This window comes from Streptomyces sp. NPDC093510, from assembly GCF_040683555.1.
In the GTDB taxonomy this organism is placed as follows: Bacteria; Actinomycetota; Actinomycetes; order Streptomycetales; family Streptomycetaceae; genus Streptomyces.
Genome location: NZ_JBFBEE010000002.1, coordinates 333,740 through 354,892, shown reverse-complemented (window position 1 = coordinate 354,892; position 21,153 = coordinate 333,740). Strand labels below are relative to the sequence as shown.

16 protein-coding genes and 1 pseudogene are annotated in these 21,153 nt (G+C 71.9%); 7 read left to right on the top strand and 10 right to left on the bottom strand.

Annotation, left to right across the window (positions count from 1 at the left end):
• The first annotated feature begins 1,176 nt into the window (after positions 1–1,176).
• The 3 genes from AB0N81_RS03960 to AB0N81_RS03950 all read left to right on the top strand — a co-directional run bounded on the left by AB0N81_RS03960 (position 1,177) and on the right by AB0N81_RS03950 (position 5,490).
• Positions 1,177–3,402 (top strand): acetate--CoA ligase family protein, encoded by a 2,226-nt coding sequence (locus tag AB0N81_RS03960; protein WP_365355396.1) that lies wholly within the window; start codon positions 1,177–1,179, stop codon positions 3,400–3,402.
• Between the two features lie 82 nt (positions 3,403–3,484).
• A complete protein-coding gene (locus tag AB0N81_RS03955; protein ID WP_365355394.1) occupies positions 3,485–4,390 on the top strand; it encodes an enoyl-CoA hydratase-related protein in 906 nt (301 codons plus the stop codon).
• Positions 4,391–4,797: 407 nt separating this feature from the next.
• Positions 4,798–5,490: a flavin reductase family protein gene (locus tag AB0N81_RS03950; protein ID WP_365355393.1), complete on the top strand. Its 693-nt coding sequence runs from the start codon at positions 4,798–4,800 to the stop codon at positions 5,488–5,490.
• A gap of 34 nt (positions 5,491–5,524) precedes the next feature.
• Here AB0N81_RS03950 and AB0N81_RS03945 read toward each other — a convergent pair whose 3' ends face one another.
• Positions 5,525–6,844 carry an MFS transporter gene (locus tag AB0N81_RS03945; protein ID WP_365355391.1) on the bottom strand — a complete coding sequence of 440 codons (1,320 nt, stop codon included), beginning with the start codon at positions 6,842–6,844 and terminating at the stop codon, positions 5,525–5,527.
• Between the two features lie 71 nt (positions 6,845–6,915).
• On the opposite strand from AB0N81_RS03945, the gene AB0N81_RS03940 reads away from it, so the two are divergent.
• Entirely contained in the window at positions 6,916–7,971 is a 1,056-nt protein-coding gene (locus AB0N81_RS03940) for a helix-turn-helix domain-containing protein (protein ID WP_365355389.1), read from the top strand.
• Here the strand turns inward: AB0N81_RS03940 and AB0N81_RS03935 are convergent.
• From AB0N81_RS03935 to AB0N81_RS03920, 4 genes are all read right to left on the bottom strand, one after another.
• Positions 7,903–9,144, bottom strand: coding sequence for an MFS transporter (locus tag AB0N81_RS03935; protein ID WP_365355388.1), 1,242 nt, complete (start codon positions 9,142–9,144; stop codon positions 7,903–7,905). The two genes, AB0N81_RS03940 and AB0N81_RS03935, sit on opposite strands and share 69 nt — an antisense overlap.
• 628 nt (positions 9,145–9,772) lie before the next feature.
• Positions 9,773–10,822 carry an alcohol dehydrogenase catalytic domain-containing protein gene (locus tag AB0N81_RS03930; protein ID WP_365355386.1) on the bottom strand — a complete coding sequence of 350 codons (1,050 nt, stop codon included), beginning with the start codon at positions 10,820–10,822 and terminating at the stop codon, positions 9,773–9,775.
• Between the two features lie 12 nt (positions 10,823–10,834).
• On the bottom strand, positions 10,835–12,298 hold the full coding sequence (locus AB0N81_RS03925) for an acyl-CoA dehydrogenase family protein (protein WP_365355384.1): 1,464 nt from the start codon (positions 12,296–12,298) through the stop codon (positions 10,835–10,837).
• A gap of 29 nt (positions 12,299–12,327) precedes the next feature.
• Positions 12,328–13,308, bottom strand: coding sequence for an SDR family NAD(P)-dependent oxidoreductase (locus tag AB0N81_RS03920; protein WP_365355382.1), 981 nt, complete (start codon positions 13,306–13,308; stop codon positions 12,328–12,330).
• An 83-nt stretch (positions 13,309–13,391) separates the two neighbouring features.
• Here AB0N81_RS03920 and AB0N81_RS03915 point away from each other — a divergent pair, with 83 nt between their 5' ends.
• Positions 13,392–14,318, top strand: a complete 927-nt coding sequence (locus tag AB0N81_RS03915; RefSeq protein ID WP_365355380.1) for a cyclase family protein — start codon at positions 13,392–13,394, stop codon at positions 14,316–14,318.
• 514 nt (positions 14,319–14,832) lie between these two features.
• Here AB0N81_RS03915 and AB0N81_RS03910 read toward each other — a convergent pair.
• The 3 genes and pseudogenes from AB0N81_RS03910 to AB0N81_RS03900 all read right to left on the bottom strand — a co-directional run.
• A pseudogene (locus AB0N81_RS03910) lies at positions 14,833–15,231 on the bottom strand (ATP-binding protein); the annotation flags it as partial.
• A gap of 442 nt (positions 15,232–15,673) precedes the next feature.
• Positions 15,674–16,513, bottom strand: coding sequence for an acyl-CoA dehydrogenase family protein (locus tag AB0N81_RS03905; protein ID WP_365355378.1), 840 nt, complete (start codon positions 16,511–16,513; stop codon positions 15,674–15,676).
• Positions 16,514–16,521: 8 nt separating this feature from the next.
• Positions 16,522–17,664 (bottom strand): acyl-CoA dehydrogenase family protein, encoded by a 1,143-nt coding sequence (locus tag AB0N81_RS03900; protein WP_365355376.1) that lies wholly within the window; start codon positions 17,662–17,664, stop codon positions 16,522–16,524.
• Positions 17,665–17,814: 150 nt separating this feature from the next.
• Here AB0N81_RS03900 and AB0N81_RS03895 point away from each other — a divergent pair, with 150 nt between their 5' ends.
• Positions 17,815–19,392, top strand: a complete 1,578-nt coding sequence (locus AB0N81_RS03895; RefSeq protein ID WP_365355374.1) for an AMP-binding protein — start codon at positions 17,815–17,817, stop codon at positions 19,390–19,392.
• A gap of 28 nt (positions 19,393–19,420) precedes the next feature.
• Here AB0N81_RS03895 and AB0N81_RS03890 read toward each other — a convergent pair whose 3' ends face one another.
• On the bottom strand, positions 19,421–19,933 hold the full coding sequence (locus tag AB0N81_RS03890; RefSeq protein WP_365355373.1) for an EF-hand domain-containing protein: 513 nt from the start codon (positions 19,931–19,933) through the stop codon (positions 19,421–19,423).
• A 177-nt stretch (positions 19,934–20,110) separates the two neighbouring features.
• Between AB0N81_RS03890 and AB0N81_RS03885 the strand changes: the two genes are divergently transcribed.
• Complete coding sequence (locus tag AB0N81_RS03885; protein WP_365355371.1) at positions 20,111–20,575, top strand: hypothetical protein; 465 nt, start codon at positions 20,111–20,113, stop codon at positions 20,573–20,575.
• 40 nt (positions 20,576–20,615) lie between these two features.
• Here the strand turns inward: AB0N81_RS03885 and AB0N81_RS03880 are convergent, their stop codons facing one another.
• Entirely contained in the window at positions 20,616–20,990 is a 375-nt protein-coding gene (locus tag AB0N81_RS03880) for an STAS domain-containing protein (protein ID WP_150169152.1), read from the bottom strand.
• Positions 20,991–21,153 lie beyond the last annotated feature (163 nt).

Here is a 21,153-nt window from a genome sequence, read left to right as displayed (position 1 = left end):
GGGTCACCGCACCCGCCTGCCCCAGCCCGGCCACGGGTCACGTGGGTCGTCCCACCCACCCACCCGTTCACCTCGCAACGCCCTGCGGGAGTAGGGGCGCCCGGAAGGGACGTCCCCCACTACGCAAGGCGGGAGTCGGGGCGGGGTGGGTGGGACGACCCACGTGACCCGTGGCCGGGCTGGGGCAGGCGGGTGCGGTGACCCCCGCAACCTGTGGCGGGGTTGGGGCGGGGTGGGTGGGGCGACTCACGCGACCCGTGGCCGGGCTGGGGTGGGCGGGTGCGGCGACCCCCACAACCTGTGGCGGGGCTGGGGCGGGGTGGGTGGGGCGACTCACGCGACCCGTGGCGAAGCCGGGGAGGGGTGGGTGGGGCGACCCACGTGGCCCGTGGCCGGGCTGGGGCGGGCGGGTGCGGTGACCCCCGCAACCTGTGGCGGGGCTAGGCCAGGCGGAAGGGGCGACCCCCGCGACACACGGCCGGGCTGGGGCGGGCGGAAGGGACGACCCACGCGACACGTGGCGGAGCTGGGGCGGGTGGGTGCGGTGGACGCCGCGCCCCTCTGCGGGAGACGGGCCAGGTCGGCGGGCAACCCCCTGGACACCTGCGGCGGGAATTAGGGCGGGCAAGTCGAGCGTCCCCCCGCAACCTGGACCGGACCACAGCCACAAAACCGGACGGTGGAGACGCCCCGGTTCGCACGAGGACCCCACCAAGCCGCAGGCACGAATCCGACCCGAGGGCCGCGGTGACCGGGTGCAGACACCCCCACCGGCGGACGGTCGCGAAACCGGCCCGAGGGGACGTGGGGGTATGTGCGCACGGAGCACCGAGCGCACTGTGGCGTCTTTGGACTTGAGGCGCGACGCAGGGATAGCGAGTACGTACATACCCCCACGGCCCCGCCCCACAGACGCACAGAAGGCACGACCCGCACCCAAGGGAGACCCCGCGCCCCACCCGACGCACCACGACCGATTCCCGACCTTGGCAGCACGCGGATTCTGCGCTTCCGTAGACAGGGTCAGGCCGGCAAGGGCGCCCCACCCCACCGCCCACGCCGCCCGCGGCGCCCGCGGCGCCAGGCTTTGCGTGCAGCACCATTCCTGACGAAGCGTCAGTTCAGTAATCTGACTGAGCGTCAGGTAAGTGTTGTCACACAGGAGCGGGCGGACCGATGCTTGGATCGACTCACGGCACCTTCACCACCGACCCCCGCCGCGCGCATGTTGTGGCCTGCGGCGAACTCCCTCCCGGCGCCGTCCACGGCAGAGCCGCCACGGCGGACGACCTGGACGTCAGCGGCCGGCCACTGTACGCGGACGTACCCGACCTGGACCGCTTCTTCCGCCCCGCCTCCGTCGCCGTCATAGGCGCGTCGGACACCGAGGGACGGCCCAACACCGGCATCACCCGCCAGCTCATCACCTGGGCCGAGCGCGTCGGCGCCCGCCTGCACCCCGTACACCCCACACGTCAGTCGGTCTTCGGCATCCCCTGCTTCCCTTCCGTCGCGGACCTGCCCGAACAGGTCGACCTGGCCGTACTGCTGGTCGCCGACCCACTGCCCGTCATCGAGCAACTGGCCGAGGAAAAAGTACGGTTCGCCGTCGCCTTCGCCTCCGGATTCGCCGAGACCGGCGAGGAGGGCGCGGCCGCCCAGGCCCGCCTCGCCGCCGCCGTCCAGCGCTCCGGCCTCAGGCTGCTCGGCCCGAACACCAACCTCAACGCCTTCGAGCACTTCCGCGACGACCTCGAGGGCCCCGCCATCGCCCTGATCACCCAGTCCGGCCACCAGGGCCGCCCCGTCTTCACCATGCAGGAACTCGGCGTACGCCTCTCCCACTGGGCGCCCACCGGCAACGAAGCCGACCTGGAGACCTCCGACTTCATCTCCTACTTCGCCGAACGGCCCGAGGTCGGCGCCATCGCCTGCTACGTGGAGGGGCTCAAGGACGGCCGCGCCTTCCTGCTCGCCGCCGACCGGGCGGCCCGGCGCGGCGTGCCCGTCGTCGCCGTGAAGGTCGGCCGCACGGAGACCGGCGCCCGCACGGCCGCCTCACACACCGGCAAACTGACCGGCGCCGACACGGTGGTGGACGCGGCGATGCGGCAGTTCGGTGTGATCCGCGTCGACGGGCTCGACGAACTCCAGGACACGGCAGCCCTGTTGGCGCGGGCCCGCCGACCGCAGGCCGACGGCGTGGCCGTCTATTCGATCTCGGGCGGCACGGGCGCGCACTTCTCGGACATGGCGACCGAGGCCGGGCTCTGTCTGCCCACGCTGTCCGCCGCCAAGCAGGCGGAGCTGCACCAGTGGATACCCGAGTACCTGAACGTCACCAACCCCGTCGACAACGGCGGGCACCCCGTCGGTGACTGGCGCGGCCGCAGGATCATCGACGCGATCCTCGACGACCCGCAGGTGGGGGTGTTGATCTGCCCGATCACCGGCCCCTTCCCGCCGATGAGCGACAAGCTCGCACAGGATCTGGTGGAAGCGGCGGAGCAGACGGACAAGCTGGTGTGCGTGGTGTGGGGCTCGCCCGTCGGTACCGAGGACGCCTACCGCAAGACGCTCCTCGGCTCCTCGCGCGTCGCGACCTTCCGCACCTTCGCCAACTGCATCACGGCGGTGCGCGCCCATCTGGACCACCACCGTTTCACGACCGGCTACCGCTCCCCCTTCGACGAGGCGCCGCGCACCCCTTCCCCCTCCTTCCGCAAGGCGCAGGCCCTGATGCGGCCCGGCCAGCAGCTCAGCGAGCACGCGGCGAAGCAGCTGCTGCGCGCGTACGGCATCCGGGTGCCGCGGGAGCAGTTGGTGACCAGCGCGGCGGCGGCCGTCCGGGCGGCGGGGCTCGTCGGCTACCCGGTCGTCATGAAGGCGTCGGGGGCGCAGCTCACGCACAAGACGGAGCTGGGCCTTGTGAAGGTCGGGCTGACCTCGGCGAGCCAGGTGCGGGACGCCTATCGGGAGCTCACGGACATCGCCCGCTACGAGGGTGTCGCGCTGGACGGCGTCCTGGTCTGCCAGATGGTCGAGCCGGGCGTCGAGATGGTCGTCGGCGTCACCCACGACTCGCTCTTCGGGCCGACCGTAACGGCCGGGCTGGGCGGCGTACTCGTCGAGGTGCTGCAGGACACGGCCGTGCGGGTGCCGCCCTTCGGTGAGGAGCAGGCGAAGACGATGCTGTCCGAGCTTCGCGGGCGCGCGCTTCTCGACGGGGTCAGGGGCGCGGCTCCCGCCGACGTCGACGCGCTCGTCGAAGTCGTGCTGCGGGTGCAGCGCATGGCTCTCGAACTCGGCGACGAGATCGCGGAGTTGGACATCAACCCCTTGATGGTGCTGCCGCGCGGACAAGGGGCTGTCGCCCTCGACGCACTCGCCGTCTGCCGCTAGGCCCTGCGCCGGAACCCACACCCACACCCGCTCCCACACCCACGCCCGAACCCACCCCCGCACGAATCGGAGCCACTCCCTCATGACCGCCTCCCCCGCCCCCCGAAACCAACATCACACCGAACCCCGCGCCCGCCCCCGGGCCGACCCCCTCGACTCATTGATACGGCACACCACTGACAACGCCGTCTCGTGGATCACGCTGAACCGGCCGGAGGCCCTGAACGCCCTCACCCGGGACCAGCGCGACCGCGTCATCGACCTGCTCCGCGAGGCCTCCGGCGACCCCGACGTACGGGCCGTCGTGATCACTGCGACCGGCAAGGGGTTCTGCGCGGGCGCCGACCTGCGCAAGACGACAGCCTCGGGCGAAGGCGAACACGAACCCGACCGCGAACCCGAACCCGGAAACGGACACGAACGCGTGCCCGGTGACGTCGCCCGCACCATCCGGCAAGGCGCGCAGCGGCTCGTCGCGGCGGTCCTCGACTGCGAGAAGCCGGTGATCGCCGCAGTGAACGGCACCGCCGCCGGTATCGGCGCCCATCTGGCGTTCGCCTGCGACCTGGTCATCGCCGCCGAGCCGGCCAGATTCATCGAGGTGTTCGTGCGCCGCGGCCTCGTGCCGGACGGCGGCGGCGCCTACCTGCTGCCCCGGCTGATCGGGCCGCAGCGAGCGAAGGAGCTGATGTTCTTCGGGGACTCCCTGTCCGCCGTGGACGCCGAGAGGATGGGGCTCGTCAACCGCGTCGTACCGGCCGAGGAGCTGGAGAAGACGGCGCGGGAGTGGGCGGCACGGCTCGCGGCGGGGCCGACCCGCGCCCTCGCCCTGACCAAGCAGCTGGTCAACGCGTCCCTGGAGTCGGACCGGGCGACGGCCTTCGCGGCGGAGGCGGCAGCGCAGGAAATCAACATGACCACGGCAGACGCGAACGAGGGCGTGACCGCCTTCACCGAGCGCCGCACCCCAAACTTCCGAGGCCGCTGACCCCCACGCCGCCCCCCACCGCCTGAGCCGCGCACGCCACCCCGGCAGCCCGCCACCCCCGCAACCCGGCGACCCGGCGACCCGCCACCCCGGCAGCCCGCCACCCCGGCGGCCCGGCACCTCAGCGACCCGGCACCTCAGCGACCCGGCAGCCCGCCACCCCAGCGACCCGACGACCCACCACCCCGGCGACCCACCACCCCGGCAGCCCCGCCACCCCGGCAGCCCCGCCACCCCGGCAGCCCCGCGGCCCCGCGCCCCCCACATCCGCATCACCCCAGGCCCGACCGACCCGCATTCCCCGCTTCACTAGGCCGAAGCCACGCATGCGCCGACAGCGATCCGCCCGGCCCGACCCGGCCGCGCCCTTCACATCTGACGCTCCGTCAGCTTCAATGGTCGGTGTGATGGGACACGCAGGGATGGCGGCCACCGCTGTTCGATACCTCAGGTCGGTCGGGGCCCGCACCACCACGGCCCCCGTCGAGGCTCTACCCCGCCCTCAGCTGCGAGCGGTCGCCGACGACGAGCGGGCGCCGCTCGACCGGGGCGAGTTCCGGCGCGTGCTGGGGAACTTCGCGACGGGCGTCACCGTCATCACGGCCCCACCCATAGAGGGAACCGGCGGGCCGGGCGGGCCGAGCGGAGGCGACGGCCCCGCGGGCTTCGCCTGCCAGTCCTTCTCCTCGCTCTCCCTGGACCCGCCCCTGGTCTCCTTCATGGTGGCGCGTACGTCGACGACGTGGCCGCGTATCGCACGCGCGGGCGTCTTCTGCGTCAACATCCTCGGCGCCGACCAGGCCGAGCTCTGCCGTGCCTTCGCGGTGAGCGGCGCCGACAAGTTCGCCGGGGTGGACTACGACCCGGCACCCGTGTCCGGCTCCCCGCGCCTGGCGGGAGCGCCGGCCTGGATCGACTGCACGATCCAGGCCGTGCACACCGGCGGCGACCACCTCATCGTGGTGGGCCGGGTGGACGCCCTCGGCGCGGCCGAGGACGACGCCGAGGACGACGCCAAGGGCGACACCGAGGGCGGCGCCGAGGGCGACACCGGCCCGCTGCTCTTCCACCGGGGAACGTTCGGCCGCTTCACCCGCTGAGAGCTTTTCCGACCCCACCGCCCGCCCGCACCCCTCAGGCGGCCACCGCCACGGGTTCCGGCCCCGGCTCGCGTCGCCGGATCACCAGCACCATCAGCGCCGCCGCCGCGCACAGCGCCCCGGAGGCGTACCAGATCACGTCGTACGAGCCGAAGCTGTCCCGCACCACCCCGCCGAGGAACGCCACCAGCGCGGCACCCACCTGGTGGGAGGCGAGGACCCAGCCGAAGACGATCGCGCTGTCGTCGCCGTACTGCTCGCGGCAGAGGGCGAGGGTCGGCGGGACGGTGGCGACCCAGTCCAGGCCGTAGAAGACGATGAAGAAGACCATCGGCGGGTGGACGGTCGGCGCGAGCAGGATCGGCAGGAAGAGCAGGGAGATGCCGCGCAGCGCGTAGTAGACGGCGAGCAGGCGCCGCGCGTCGAAGCGGTCCGTGAGCCAGCCCGAGGCGACGGTACCGATGATGTCGAAGATCCCGATGACGGCGAGCAGGGAGGCGGCGGCCGTGACGGGCATGTGATGGTCGTGTGCGGCGGGTACGAAGTGGGTCTGGATGAGCCCGTTCGTCGAGGCGCCGCAGATCGCGAAGGACCCTGCCAGCAGCCAGAAGGGGCCCGTGCGGACGGCCTTGAGGAGGATCGTGATGGCGCGCCGTGCCGCGCCCGGCACGGGCGGGGGCTTCGGCACGAACTCCTTCGCTCCGTAGGGCTTCAGGCCGACGTCGGCGGGGTGGTCGCGGAGCAGCAGCCACACGAAGGGGACGACCACGAGGGCGGCGAGGGCGACCGTCACGGTGGCGGGCCGCCACTTGTGCGTCTCCACGATCCAGGAGAGGAGCGGCAGAAAGATCAACTGACCCGAGGCGGAGGCCGCGGTGAGCAGGCCGGTGACCAAGCCGCGCCGTTCGGTGAACCACCGGTTGGTGACGGTGGCGGCGAAGGCGAGCGCCATGGAGCCGGACCCGAGCCCGACGAGCAGACCCCAGCAGAGCAGCAGCTGCCAGGCGGAGTCCATCCACACGGTGAGGCCGGAACCGCACGCGATCACGATCAGCGCGACGGCGACGACCTTGCGGATGCCGAAGCGGTCCATGAGGGCGGCGGCGAACGGCGCGGTCAGGCCGTACAGCGCGAGGTTGACGGAGACCGCGAGCCCGACGGTGCCGCGCGACCAGCCGAACTCGTCGTTCAGCGGGTCGAAGAGGAGGCCGGGCAGAGAGCGGAACGCGGCGGCGCCGATGATCGTCACGAAGGTGACGGCTGCGACGAACCACGCGCGGTGGATACGGGGAGTACGACGCTTCGGCGTGCTCGGCGGGGCGTTCCGTGCCGACGTCTCGGTTGTCTGGGTCACGTCATTCAGAATCCGGAATCGGTCCGCTCCGAACGAGTGGCCCGAGGGACAGCATTCGCTAGGATCGGGCCATGCCCTCCCCCAAGGCGCCCGCCCCCACTCCGCCTCCCGCGCCCACGCCCCCCTCCACCCCGGCCGCCCCGGCACCCACCCCCGTCGCCCGCGTCGCCGTCCTCGCCCTGGACGGCGTGATCCCCTTCGAACTGGGCATCCCTCAGCGGATCTTCAAGGGCGCGCGGACCCCGGAGATGCGGCGCTTGTACGAGGTCGTGACGTGCTCGGTCCGTCCGCCGGGCCCGGTCCGCACGGACGCCGACTTCGCGATCCTCGTCGAGCACGGGCCGGAGGTGCTGGCCACCGCGGACACGGTCGTGATCCCGGCGTCGTACGAACTGGGCCCGGTGTACGAGGAGGGCCGCCTCACCGAGGAACTGGCGGCGGCCCTGGCCCACATCAGGCCCGGCACGCGGCTCGTCTCCATCTGCACGGGCGGGTACGTCCTGGCCGCCGCGGGCCTCCTCGACGGCCGCCCGGCGACCACGCACTGGTCGTCGTCCGAGCACTTCCAGCAGCTGTTCCCCAAGGTCAAGGTGGACGCGGACGTGCTGTTCATCGACGACGGCGACGTACTGACGTCGGCGGGCGTGGCCGCGGGCATCGACCTGTGCCTCCATGTCGTACGCCGTGACCACGGCACCGCCGTCGCCAACGAGGTGGCCCGCCGCACCGTCGTACCGCCCCACCGCGACGGTGGCCAGGCCCAGTACATCCACCGCCCCGTCCCCGAACCCCAGTTGGCGACGACGAGATCGGCGCGGGCCTGGGCGCTGGGCCGTCTCGACCAGCCGCTGCAACTGCGCGACATGGCCGAACAGGAGTCGATGTCGGTCCGTACGTTCACCCGGAGGTTCCGCGAGGAGGTCGGCATCAGCCCCGGCCAGTGGCTGACGCAGCAGCGCGTGGAACGGGCCCGCCACCTCCTCGAGTCCACCGAACTCTCCGTCGACCAGGTGGCGCGGGACGCCGGCTTCGGCACGGCCCAGTCGATGCGTCAGCACCTACAAGCCGCGCTCGGAGTCACCCCCACCGCGTACCGCCGCACGTTCCGCGACGTCACCGCCGGCTGACGGACCGGCGTCCGGCGCGGCCGGCCTCACCTCTCCCAGCACACCGACGACGGTCAGCACGACGCCGAGCCCCACGCCCGCCAGGACGGCCGTGGACGGCGACACGAAGCTCAGCAGCCCGCCCGCCAGCGAGCCGCTCGCCGCGTAACCGGCGCCCACCGCCGCGTACATCACCGAGTAGCCCGCGGCGAGCGCGCTGGGCGGCAGCAGCTCGCGCAGCGACAGATTCCGGGTCAGCATGGCGCCGGCCTGCAACACCCCGGCGACCGCGAGCACGCCGAACATCCACCCCACGCCGGGCACCACGGCCACAAGACCCAGACACCCGCACAGACCGAACATCAGCACCATGCTCTGCGTCCGCAACCGTCCCGGCCACCGCCGGAGCCCGTACACGAACGACCCGACGGCCGACCCCACCGCGAGCCCCGCGAGCAACGGCCCAGCCCACCCCACACCGATTCCCCGCTGCTCCAGGAGCGCGGGCAGCACCAGTTCCGCGAGGGCGAGCATCGACAGACTGGCCGCACCCGTCACGAAGACGGGCCAGGCCCGCACGAGAATCCGCGCCATGGACTCGCCGCCCCGGTCACCCGCGTCCGACGCCCACCCCACGGGCAGCATCCACAGCCCCGCCACGGACGCGCCCATCAGCAGCCCGGCCGACAGCAGCGGCAGAACCGGGTCGGCACCCAACGCCAGCCCGGTCACGGCGGCGGGCGCGACGGCCCAGATCGCGAACGTCAGCATCGACTCGACGGCCAGCGCCTGGGCGACGGCCTTCTCCGGCACGAGAGCGGTCAGCAGAGCGCGCAGCCCACCGGGCGCGGCGGCGGGTCCGGCTCCCGCGAAAAAGGCGAGGCCTCCCAGCACGACGGGATGCGCGTCCGGCAACAGTCCCAGCCCCGCAAAACCGAGAGCTCCGACCCCAAGTCCCACGGCGAGCTGCGGACGCGCCCTCTCCGCCCGCATCCGCATCCCCAGCAGCGGGGCGCCGATGATCTCCCCCACGACGTACGCCGCGGCGAGCGCCGCGCCCAGGACGTAGCCGCCCGGTCGCTCCCGGACGAGGAACACGAGGGCGAGCGGCGCGGCCGCCACAGGCATCCGCGCCCCCACGGCCACGATGCCCCACCGGACGACGCCCCCTGACATGACCTCCCGATACCCCATCCCCCGACGCTAACGACCCCCACCCCTCCGCCACCTCCGAATAACCGGAGCGGAAGTCGTTCCCCCGCGACGCCCCACCGGACCAGGGCCACCAAGCCCGCCGCTCCGCGACGGATGTTCCCCACCCGCCCGCCCGTTTGCCCCGCGACGCCCTGCCTGAGTAGGGGCACCAAGCCCGCCGCTCCGCGGCGGATGTATCCCACCCGCCCGCCCGTTTGCCCTGCGACGTCCCGCGGGAGTAGGGGCGGGTGGGTGGGGTGTCCCCCGCGACGTCCCGCCTGGGTAGGGGCACCGAGCCCGCCGCTTCGCGGCGGATGTTCCCCACCCACCCGCCCGTTTGCCCCGCGACGCAGCTGCCAGGTAGGAGCCCAGGGGGCGGGGGGGCGGGGGCAAGCCCAAGACACAGCCCCAGCCAAGGGCAGAAGTGGCGACGGGCCGGCAGTCGCGCAACCGGCCGGAGGGGACGTGGGGGTATGTGCGCACGGAGCACCGAGCACACTCTGGCGCCTTTGGACTTGAGGCGCGACGCAGGGATAGCGAGTACGTACATACCCCCACGGCCCCGCCCCACAACCGGGCGGAAGGCAAGACCGGCATCAAAGGAGACCTCGCCAGAACAGAACCCCCCTCAGAACGTCAAGACCCCCCGCGCCACCCGCCCCGCCCCCGCATCCCCCACCGCCTTGTCGAAGTCCTCCACCGGATACGTAGCCGTCACCAGCTCGTCCAGAAGGAGCCGCCCACCCCGATACAGCTCCGCGTACAGCGCGAAATCCCTCTGCGGCTGCGAACTCCCGTACCGGCACCCCAGTATCGACTTGTCCAGAAACATCGACGCCACCACGAACGACGCCTCAGCCGCAGCCCCCGGCATCCCCAACAGCACCGCCTGCCCATGCCGGTCCAGCAGATCGACCGCCTCCCGCACCAGCTCCACCCGCCCCACACACTCGAACGCGTGGTCGGCCCCGTCCGGCAGCACGCCCCGCACCCCCTCCGTGGACCGCAGAAAGTGCGTCGCCCCGAACCGCCGCGCCACCCCCTCCTTCTCCGGATTCGCGTCGACCGCCACAATCGTCGCCGCCCCCGCGATCCGCGCCCCCTGCACCACATTGAGCCCGATCCCGCCCACCCCGATGACGACCACCGTGTCGCCCCGCCCGACCGCGGCCCGGTTGAGCGCGGCCCCCACCCCCGTCACCACGGCGCACCCGATCAACGCCGCGGACGTCAGCGGAATGTCGTCCGCGATCTTCACGGCCTGCACGGCCTTGACGACGGTGCGTTCCGCGAACGCGGAGGTCGCCGCGAACTGGTACACCCGCTCACCACCCCGCGAGAACGGCCGGTCCGGCATCCCGATGGCCTTCCGGCACATGGTCGGCCGCCCCCGGTGACACTCCCCGCAGGCACCGCAGTTGGCGATGGTCGAGAGCGCCACATGGTCCCCGGGCGCCACATGCGCGACTCCCGCCCCGACCGCCTCCACGACCCCCGCCCCTTCATGCCCGAGCACCACGGGCGACGGAAACGGAATCGTCCCGTCGATCACCGAGAGGTCGCTGTGGCACAGCCCCGCCGCGGCCACCGCGACGAGCACCTCCCCGGGCCCCGGATCACGTATCTCCAGATCGTCGACGACCTCGGCGCGCGTCCCGTCGAAGACAACACCCCTCATCACGCACACCCCTCACCGAGGCCCCCTGGCCTCTCTCGGCAGACCGAGCACGCGCTCGGCGATGATGTTCCGCTGAACCTCGTCCGACCCGCCGTAGATGGTGTCGGCACGGCTGAAGAGGAAGAGCCGCTGCAGGGCGTCGAGTTCGTACGGCGCGTCCGCGGACCAGTCACCCGGCCCCACGGCGGCCGACGCCCCCCGCACCTCCATGGCCAGCTCCCCGAGCCGCTGATGCCACCGCCCCCACAACAACTTGGCCACACTGGGCGCCCCCTCCCTCACCCCCGCACTCGCACGCGCACCCGCACCCGCGCTCACACCCACCTGCGCACCCCCACCCCTGCTCACGCCCCCGCCCCCACCCACACCTCCACCCACACCCGCACCCGCACCCCCCAACATCCGCAACGCGTTCCACCGCATGACCCGCAACTCGGCCCACTGCCGCACCAGCCGCTCCCGCACCACGGGATCACCCACAGCCCCACCCGCCACGGCCTCCCGCACGACGCCCGCCAGTTCCTCCGCGAACCCGATCTGCTGCACGAGCGTGGACACTCCCCGCTCGAATCCGAGCAGCCCCATGGCGACCCGCCACCCGTTGCCCACCCCGCCGACGACATGGGCGCCACGCGCGCGTGCCCCGTCGAAGAAGACCTCGTTGAACTCGCTCGTGCCCGTCATCTGCCGGATGGGCCGCACCTCGATGTGCCCCGGCTGGTCCATCGGCACGAGCAGGAACGACAGGCCGTGGTGCCCTCGTGAGCCCTCCTCCGTACGCGCGAGGACGAAGCACCAGTCGGCTTCATGGGCGAGCGACGTCCACACTTTCTGCCCACTGACGCGATACACGTCCCCGCCCCCACCTCCACCTCCACCCCCGCTCCCGCTCCCACTCCCGCCCCCGTCCCGCACGGCGACCGTCCGCAGCCCCGCCAGGTCGGAACCGGCGTCGGGCTCGCTGTAGCCCTGGCACCAGAGGACCTCCCCGCGTGCGATGGGCGGCAGGAACTCGTCCCGCTGCTCCTGACTCCCGTACGCCAGCAGCGTCGGCGCGAGCAGGTTCTCCCCGATGTGCCCCCAGCGCCCGGGCGCCCGCACGCGCGCGTACTCCTCGGCCCAGACAACCTGCTGGGTGAGCGACCCCCGCCGATTCCCGTAAGGGCCCCACCCCGAACCCAACCCCGAACCCAACCCCGAACCCACCCCGGCCCCAGCCCCAGCAGCCCCACCCCCAGGCCCAGCCCCAGCCCCGCCCCCACCCCCGGACCTCGGCTCCACCTCCCACCCGAGCCCGATCCATCCCCCCGCCCCCAACTCCCGTTCCCACGCCCGCCGAACCGCCCCACCCTCGTGCTCACTGCCCGGCCCGCCCCGCCCCACCGCACCGGCGAACGCACCGGTGAGATGCTCCGCGAGCCAGGCACGCGCCTCGGCGCGGAACTCCTCGTCCTCGGCCCCAAACGCAAATTCCACAGCCCGCCTCCCCACCTCCCCGCCTCCCCCTACACGCCCGGCCTCTTCCTGCCCTCCGCCTCCGTCCCCGCCTCCGTCCCCGCCCCCGCCTTCGCCCCCGCCTTCGCCCCCGCCTTCGCCTCCGCCGCCGCCTTGGCCATGGCCTCCAGCTGCGCCAGCATCGGCATCGGGTCGGTGCCCACCGTCCCCGGCAGGAAGTCCGCGATCTTCTCCGGGGTCCACGCCCCGTCGGCGTACCCGGCGCGCAGCTCGCGCGGCTGTGCCCATACAGCGATCTTGGGGCCGGCGATCGTGTACACCTGCCCGGTGATCCGCTCCTCGCGGGCCCGGTCGCTCAGCAGATACGTGACGAGCGCGGCGACGTCCTCCGGCTCTCCGATCTCCTTCAGCTCCATCGGTACGTTCGCCGACATCCGCGTACGGGCGACGGGCGCGACGGCGTTGGCGGTCACCCCGTACTTGTGCAGGCCGAGCGCGGCGCTCCGTACGAGCGAGATGATCCCGCCTTTGGCGGCGCTGTAGTTGGCCTGCGCGACGGACCCCTGATGGTTGCCGCTGGTGAAGCCGATCAGGGTGCCCGAGCCCTGCTTCCGCATCACCGCGGAGGCGGCCCGGAAAACGGTGAAGGTGCCCTTCAGATGGGTGGCGACGACCGGGTCCCACTCCTCCTCGGACATGTTGAACAGCATCCGTTCGCGCAGGATCCCGGCGACGCACACCACTCCGTCGACGCGCCCGTACTCGGCGAGCGCGACGTCGACGATGCGCTGCCCGCCCGCCATGGTCGAGATGTCGTCGGCGACGGCTACCGCTTCGCCGCCCGCCGCCCGGATCTCCTTGACCACGGCGTCGGCCACCTCGCTGGCCGGTTCGCCGCCCTCCATGGAGACGCCGTAGTCGTTGACGACGACTTTCGCCCCCTCGGCCGCCGCGGCGAGCGCGACGGCCCTGCCGATGCCGCGCCCGGCGCCGGTCACGGCCACCACCTTGCCTGCCAAGAAGTTCCCCACGCCGGCCCCTTCCTGCGGTTTCTGACGGACCGTTAGATTTTATGGCCCGTCGGACGGCGGAAGACAAGACCCAGGGAGGACCCATGTCGCTGCCCCCGGAGTTCCATGACATCGCCAAACGCGTGAACAATTGGGGCCGTTGGGGCGCCGACGACGAGATCGGCACGCTCAATCTCGTCACCGACGACGTCGTACGCGCGGCCGCCGCCGAGATCCGCTCCGGCCGCCGTGTCCCGCTCGCGCTCCCCCTGAAGGAGGACGGCGTGCAGACGGGCCTGATCCCCGGCCGCGTGAACCCACTGCACGCCATGGTGCAGATCAACCAGGAACTGTTCGGCCCCGGCACGGTCGCCACCAGCGACGACGCGGTGACGATGGGCCTGCAGACGGCCACCCACTGGGACGCCCTCACGCACGCGTCGCACTCGGGGAAAATCTACAACGGCCGTCCCGCGGACAGCATCACGGCCCATACGGGCGCCCGCTTCAGCGGGATCGACAAGATCCCGCATGTCGTCTCGCGCGGCGTCCTGCTCGACGTGGCCCGCGCCAAGGGCCTCGACCGGCTGCCCGGCGATCACGCCGTCACGCCCGAAGACCTGGACGAGGCCGAGGAGTTCGGGGGTGTCACGGTCCGCGCGGGCGACATCGTGCTCGTCCGCACGGGGCAGATCCAGGTCTATCTCACGGGCGACAAGCACGCGTACGGCTATCCGTCACCGGGGCTCTCGCTGCGCACGCCCGAGTGGTTCCACGCGCGGGATGTGGCGGCGGTCGCGAACGACACTCTGACCTTCGAGATCTTCCCGCCGGAAATCGAGAACCTGTGGCTGCCCGTGCACGCGCTGCATCTGGTCGAGATGGGGATGCTGCAGGGGCAGAACTGGAATCTGGAGAACTTGTCCACAGCCTGTGCACAAGTTTCCCGCTGCACCTTCCTGCTGTCCGCGATGCCGGAGCCGTTCACCGGCGGAACGGGCACACCGGTGGCCCCGGTCGCCGTGCTGTGAACAATGCGCCCGACCCGGACGGCGGCGCGTCGGCTGTCGCCCCGAGCGCGCCGCCACGCGCGCCACCGTCCGGTTCCGGCACTCGGCGCCCGTCCTGTGCGGCCACCAAGGGACTGACACTGACGCCGAGAAGTGCGACCCACACTTCGTCAAGGATCTCCGTCACCGGCCACCCTCGGCGTCCCCTCGCAGCGAATCGCTGCCACAAGCGTGATCAATCGGACACGCTACGTCAACACCCTTCCGGGGGTCAGACCGCTTCGTAGGCGACGTCCGCGTCGCCGAAAGCCGCCCGGTTCCGCACCGTCACTCCGTAGACCGCCCCGGCCCCGTCACACGCCGTCACGCCGAGGGGTGTCGCGTCGTAGGGCCTCGTTCCACAGGGCGTCACATCGTGGGCCCGTACGTCACAGGCCGTCGCGTCGTAGGTCACGCCGTCGTAGGCCACGCCGTCGTAGGCCGCCCCGTCATGGGTCGTCCCCTCGAACGCGACTGCCGCGACGCCCGAGTCGCACCGGTCCACCTCACACCAGATGCTCTTGCCGGCACCCTCGGGCTGCCAGCCCCAGCGGTCGGCGAGGCCGTCGACGAGCTCCAGGCCGCGGCCGTTGGTGTCGTCACCGTCCGCGTGCCGCTGTGCGGGCGGACGGGCACTGCTGTCCGCCACCTCGACGCGGACCGTCCCCGGTGCGTCGTCGGGGACGCCGGGGAGCAGCATGCGCAGCACGGCCGGGCAGCCCGTGTGCACCACGGCGTTGGTGACGAGTTCCGAGATCAGCAGGATCAGCGTCTCGGCAACCGGCTCGTCGGTGTCTATCCCGGAGCCCGCCAGTCGTGAACGGGCCCAACGCCTGGCCCGTCCCACTTCTGCGGGGTCGGCCCCGACCTCCAGCTGAACTTGAAGCACCTGCACCGCTCACACCATCCGAACCGGCGGACACATCGCCTCGCGACTCCACAGGGTCACCGAACGTGATCCCCTTGGGAGACAGCATGATTGACGTTCAGTTACCCCAACAAGCGCTTCGGGCATATTCCAGCGCGAAGGAGTACGCGTGCTGCATACTGTGCGACGCGCGCCGCGGGGGGTCGAACAGGCGGCGGCGTAGCCCCGCCCTGTCCTGCGAGAGGCGCGCATCGCCGGGTGCGGCGCCGCCACATGGGCAGCACCGGCATGGCTCGGCATCAGAACCACTCGCATCTCACACAAGGTACCCGAGCCGGACACCGACTCCATGCCGTGACGAGTCACACGTAGGACACAACCCGATATCGACGCTGAGTAGTCTCCGTGCGAGCGGGTTCCACCCCATGAAATAATGGGCAAAAGGGCTCATTTCGGGCAGACCAATTTTTCAGAGCGCCTCGGCGAGATCGTCCTCGGCGTCCCGTGCCGACCGTCCCAGCTCGGCCCGCACCCAGGCCCGCTTGAGGTGCAGATGCACCTCTGCCTCCCAGGTGAACCCCATGCCGCCGTGCACCTGGAGGCAGTCCCGGGCGTTGCGTACGGCCGCGTCGTCGGCCAGCAGTTTGGCGGCCGAGGCGTCCAGCGCGTCGCCGGTCACGGCCGCCGCGTACACGGCGGCGCGGGCGAGCTCGGCCCGCACGAACATCTGCGCGCAGAGGTGCTTCACCGCCTGGAACGCGCCGATCGGCTGTCCGAACTGCTCGCGTCGCCGGGCGTGTTGGACGGCCGTCTCGCAGGTGCGGGAGGCGCTGCCCAGCTGTTCGGCCGCGTAGAGGAGGACCCCTCCTGCGAGGTTCCCGGTGTCCGGCACCCGGTGCAGGGGCGTGAGCGGGTCGACGGAGCGCAGCGGCACGGCGCCGGTCACGTCGCCCTGCGCCACGTCCGCCTCGTCCAGCCACGGCACCAGCGAGCCGTCGACCGCGGTCACCACGACGTCTCCCGACGCGGCGCCCGGGACGACGCCCGCCGCCAGGAACGACGCCACCGCGGGTCCGGGCAGCAGGGCGCGCCCCGCCTCCTCGAAGATCAACACGGCCTCCGGAAGCCCCAGTCCGACGCCGCCCTCCGCCTCGGGCAGCGTGAGCGAGAAGAAGCCCGCGCCGCCCAGCTCGCGCCAGAGCGCCCGGTCGAGGCGGCCGGTGGCGTCCCGCAGGGAGAACCGCCCTCGCAGAAGCTGCCGCATGCCGTCCCGCAACGCCTTCTGGTCGTCGTCGAGTTGGAAGTCCATGCGGGATCTCACCGCCCCTTCGGGAGGCCGAGGATCCGCTCGGCCACGATGTTCTGCTGGATCTGGGAGGTGCCCGCGGCGATCGTGTACGAGAGCGAGGAGAGGCGGTCGAGGGTCCATTCGTGGGTGAGGTCGAGGGCGCCCGCGCCGAGGACCTCGGCGGCGGCGTCGTACAGCTCCTGCCGCGCGTGCGAGTAGCGCAGCTTGAAGACGGAGCCGCCCGCGCCGGGTACGCCGCCCGTGTGCTGGGCCTCGCTCACGTTCCACTGCGTGAGCCGCCACAGCGCCGAGAACTCGGCGCTCAGCCGGCCGAGCCTGCGCCGCAGCGCCGGGTCGCCCCAGCGGCCGTTCCCGCGGGCCTCGCGGGCCAGCTCGCCGAGGACGCGCCGGCAGGCCACCACCTCCCCCACGAAGGCGGTGCCCCGTTCGTAGGACAGGGTCACCATCGTCACGCGCCAGCCGTCGTTCTCGGCCCCGACGCGGTTCGCCACCGGCACCCGCACCTCGTCGAGGAACACCTCCGCGAACTCCGTGGACCCGGCGAGGGTGCGCAGCGGCCGTACCGTGATCCCGGGGGCGTCCATCGGCATCGCAAGCCAGGTGATGCCCCGGTGCTTGGGCACGGCTTCACTGACGGGTGTCGTGCGTACCAGGAGCTCGCACCAGTCGGCGACCTCGGCGTGGGAGGTCCAGATCTTGGACCCGCTCACTACGTAGTGGTCGCCGTCGCGCCACGCGCGCGTGCGCAGCGACGCGAGGTCCGACCCGGCGTCGGGTTCGCTGAACCCCTGGCACCACACCTCGTCGCCGCGCAGGACGGGCGGCAGCCACCGCTCGCGCTGTTCGGGTGTCCCTTCGGACGCAATGGTCGGTCCGGCGTGCAGCAGGCCCACGAAGTTGGCGCCTACGTAGGGAGCGCCTGCCTTCTCCGTCTCCTCCAAGAAGATGAGCCGCTGCGTCGGTGAGGCATCCCAGTGCACCTCTCCGTAGCCGGCGTCGTGGAGCATGCGCTGCCACGCGGTGTCGTAGGCGCGGCGTCCCGGCCAGTCCTGCGGGGAGGGTTTGCCGGGGAGCTTCGGCAGCACCGTCGTGAGCCACTCGCGCAACCCGGCCCGGAACGTCTCCTCCTCGTCGGTGTACGTGAGGTCCATGCGGCTCCTACGTGTCCGGTACGGTTCCTGACGCCCCGTCAGGACGCAGGCTAGCCCCGCACCCCTGGACCGACAAGGCGCCGGGGCTTACGCTCTCGGCACGATCTGACTGCCCGTCAGTTCTGTCGGCCCCGGCCGGGAGGGGATCGCATGAGGACCTCGGAGAACGAGACCGCGTACGAACTGGGTGAGGCCCGCACCCTCTGGGAGCTGATCGCGCGCCGCGCCGGCCTCACTCCCGACAGGCCCGTCCTCATCCAGGCCGCGGACGAGCCCGCCGGTGACCGCACGCTCACCTTCGGCGGGCTGCGCGACCGGGCCGAGCGGGTCGCCGCCGGCCTGTACGAGAGGGGGGTGCGGCCCGGCACGGTCGTCGCCTGGCAGCTGCCCACCCGAATCGAGACGGCCCTGCTCTCCTTCGCGCTCGCCCGGATCGGCGCCGTCCAGTCGCCGCTGATCCCCTTCCTCCGCGACCGCGAGGTCGGCTTCGCGCTGCGGGCGTCCAGGGCGGAGTTCTTCGTCGTGCCGGGGGTCTGGCGCGGTTTCGACCACACGGAGATGGCACACCGGCTCGGCGCGGGAGGCGACTTCGAGGTGTTCGAGGCGGACGTGTCGCTGCCCGAGGCCGACCCGTCCGTCCTGCCCCCGCCGCCCTCCGACGGCACCTCGGTGCGCTGGATCTACTGGACGTCGGGCACCACGTCCGACCCCAAGGGCGTGCTGCACACGGACCGTTCCCTCATCGCGGGCGGCTCGTGCCTGGCCCACGCGCTGCACCTGAAGGCGTCGGACGTCGGCTCGATGGCGTTCCCCTTCGCACACATCGCGGGGCCCGACTACACCGTGATGCTGCTGCTCTACGGCTTCCCCGCGGTGATGTTCGAGCACTTCGCGCTCCCCGCGTCGCTCGACGGCTACCGGCGCCACGGTGTGACCGTGGCGGGCGGGTCGACGGCCTTCTACTCGATGTTCCTCACCGAGCAGCGGCAACTGCCGGAGGGACAGAAGGTCATCCCGACCCTGCGCCTCCTCGCGGGCGGCGGGGCGCCCAAACCGCCGGACGTCTACTACGCCGTCGTACGCGAGATGGGCTGCCAACTCACCCACGGGTACGGCATGACCGAGGTCCCGATGATCACCATGGGCGCCCCGGACGACACCGCCGAGAACCTCGCGACGACCGAGGGGCTGCCCCCGGCCGGCATGGAGATCCGCATCACGGACGCGGACGGCGTCGAGCTGCCGCCCGAGACGGACGGCGAGGTCCGGCTGCGCGGCGAGGCGGTCTGCCGGGGCTATCTCGACCCGGCACAGAGCGCGGACGTCTTCGACGCCGACGGCTTCCTGATCACCGGGGACCTCGGCCACCTCAAGAAGACAGGCCATCTGGTCCTCACCGGGCGCGCGAAGGACATCATCATCCGCAAGGGGGAGAACATCTCCGCCAAGGAGATAGAGGATCTGCTCCACCGGCATCCCGCCGTGGGCGAGGCGGCGGTCGTCGGACTGCCCGACCCCGAGCGCGGCGAACGGGTCTGCGCCGTCGTCGAACAGCGCGCCGGCACCGGAACGCTGTCTCTGGAGGCGGTCACCGCGTACCTGCGCGGGGAAGGCCTCTCCACCTACAAGCTGCCGGAACAGCTGGAGCTGGTCGAGGCGCTTCCCCGCAACGAGACCCTGCGCAAGGTCCTCAAGTACAAGCTCCGGGAACGCTTCTCCGGAGCCTGACCTCTACCGGCCTACTGAGGCACCGTGATCACTCGGGCACGGTGAAGTACTGGGCGAACGCCTGCACGATCTCCTGCTCCGTGACGCGGCCGTCGCGGTCCACGTCCAGGGCGGCGGCCACGCCTTCGGCGATCTCCTCGGGCACGCCGAGGGCCTTGAGGGCGCGCTTGGCCTCCACGGGGGTCACCGCGGTGTCCGCGTCACCGTCGGCGACGTCGATCGCCGCGTGCAGGAACGGCCTGGCGATCTCGGCGAACCGGTCGGGGTTGTCGCGCAGGCGCTTCACCGCGCCGCCCACGAACTCGTCGCGGGTGATCCGCTGGTCCCCGTCCCGGTCCGCGATCCCGGCCATGCCCTGCCAGAACGCCTCGGCCCCGATGTAGAGGGCCTGCCCCTTCTCGGACCGCGCCGTCGCGCCGAACTCCGTGCACAGCGCGGCCGCGGCCGTACTGAAGTCCTCACGGGAGATGTAGCCGTTGCCGTCCTGGTCGAAGGTGGCGAACCGGGCCGCGATCCTACGCTCGTACTCGGCACTGTCCATGATCTTCGGGCCGCCTCACTTCCGCGGTTGGGTACTTGCCCGGGGGTGTCGTTCCCCCCGGGCTGCGAGCGTACGTGGTGACGGCCTCCCGGAGGCGGGAAAGCGACGCTTGTGTCAAGACCGCCGGAATTCCGGGACAAGGGCGTACCACGCGTGTGATGTGCTGCACTGTCCTGCGTGGAAGCGGTAGCGGCGAGTGTCATAGCGGTGCTGGGAACTCTCCTGGGTGCGGGGCTCACCCATTCGTTCCAGCGGAGGTCGATCGAACGGGCCGAGCGGTTCACACGGACCGAGAAACTGCGGCAGGAACGCATCGACGCGTACTGCGCGTACGCGGGCGCGCTGGTCAACTACCGGCGGATACTGGTCGACCGCTGGTTCAGCAGGGCGGAGAACCGTCACGAGGAGAGCGAGGAGTCCCGCTTCCGTTCGTACGAGATGCGCTCGGAGGCCCAGGAGGCGCTGTTCCGCGTGCAGTTGCTCACCAGCGACGACGAACTCGTCCGGCTCGCCTGGGAGACCCTCGACCACGTCGCCGATGTGCACAGGGCCGACGACCGCGACGAGCTCGCCGAGCGGCGCCGCGTCTCGCGCGACGCCATCAACTCCTTCGTGGCGACCGCCAAACGCCACACCGTGTGAGGGGTCGGGGACGCGGGTTCTAGGCGGAGAGACGCGGGTTCTAGGCGGAGAGCGGTGTCGCCCCGTCGTCCAGCGCCGCCGGTACGTCGGGGAAGACCTCGAAGAGCCTGCGCACGCCGAGCGCGGCGAGGACACGGTTGACGTGCGAGCCGTCCTCGGCACCCTTGGCGGGCAGTATCAGCCGCAGCCGGCCCTGGAACGAACGGATCAGCCGACGGGTGGCGATCAGCACGCCGACGCCGCTGGAGTCGCAGAACAGCACTTCGGAGAGGTCGAGCACGATGCGGCGGCGGCCGTCGGCCACGGCGTCGTGCACGCGCTGGCGCAGCACGGGCGACGTCAGCAGGTCCATCTCGCCGGACACGCACAGCACGGCCCAGCCCTCCTGCTCGCCCACGGTCACCTTGAGCGTCACACGCCACGCCTCTCGCTCGCCGTTGCCTGCCCCGCGCCTGCGGAGTGATCCAGTGATCCGGAAGCAGTCCTTACGTTTCGTTCTGCTTCGGCTGCCCCACCAGTCCCTCCATGAAACACCAGCAGGCCACCGTCAATATCATCCGGCCTCCGTCAGGGGGTGG

Bases quoted from the DNA above. Each gene is read 5' to 3' on its own strand.
- AB0N81_RS03940 (WP_365355389.1), top strand. From the start codon at position 6,916: ATGCCCTCCCCCAAGGCGCCCGCCCCCACTCCGCCTCCCGCGCCCACG.
- AB0N81_RS03955 (WP_365355394.1), top strand. From the start codon at position 3,485: ATGACCGCCTCCCCCGCCCCCCGAAACCAACATCACACCGAACCCCGC.
- AB0N81_RS03935 (WP_365355388.1), bottom strand. From the start codon at position 9,144: ATGGGGTATCGGGAGGTCATGTCAGGGGGCGTCGTCCGGTGGGGCATC.
- AB0N81_RS03900 (WP_365355376.1), bottom strand. From the start codon at position 17,664: ATGGACCTCACGTACACCGACGAGGAGGAGACGTTCCGGGCCGGGTTG.
- AB0N81_RS03890 (WP_365355373.1), bottom strand. From the start codon at position 19,933: ATGGACAGTGCCGAGTACGAGCGTAGGATCGCGGCCCGGTTCGCCACC.
- AB0N81_RS03895 (WP_365355374.1), top strand. From the start codon at position 17,815: ATGAGGACCTCGGAGAACGAGACCGCGTACGAACTGGGTGAGGCCCGC.
- AB0N81_RS03930 (WP_365355386.1), bottom strand. From the start codon at position 10,822: ATGAGGGGTGTTGTCTTCGACGGGACGCGCGCCGAGGTCGTCGACGAT.
- AB0N81_RS03905 (WP_365355378.1), bottom strand. From the start codon at position 16,513: ATGGACTTCCAACTCGACGACGACCAGAAGGCGTTGCGGGACGGCATG.
- AB0N81_RS03915 (WP_365355380.1), top strand. From the start codon at position 13,392: ATGTCGCTGCCCCCGGAGTTCCATGACATCGCCAAACGCGTGAACAAT.
- AB0N81_RS03960 (WP_365355396.1), top strand. From the start codon at position 1,177: ATGCTTGGATCGACTCACGGCACCTTCACCACCGACCCCCGCCGCGCG.
- AB0N81_RS03950 (WP_365355393.1), top strand. From the start codon at position 4,798: ATGGGACACGCAGGGATGGCGGCCACCGCTGTTCGATACCTCAGGTCG.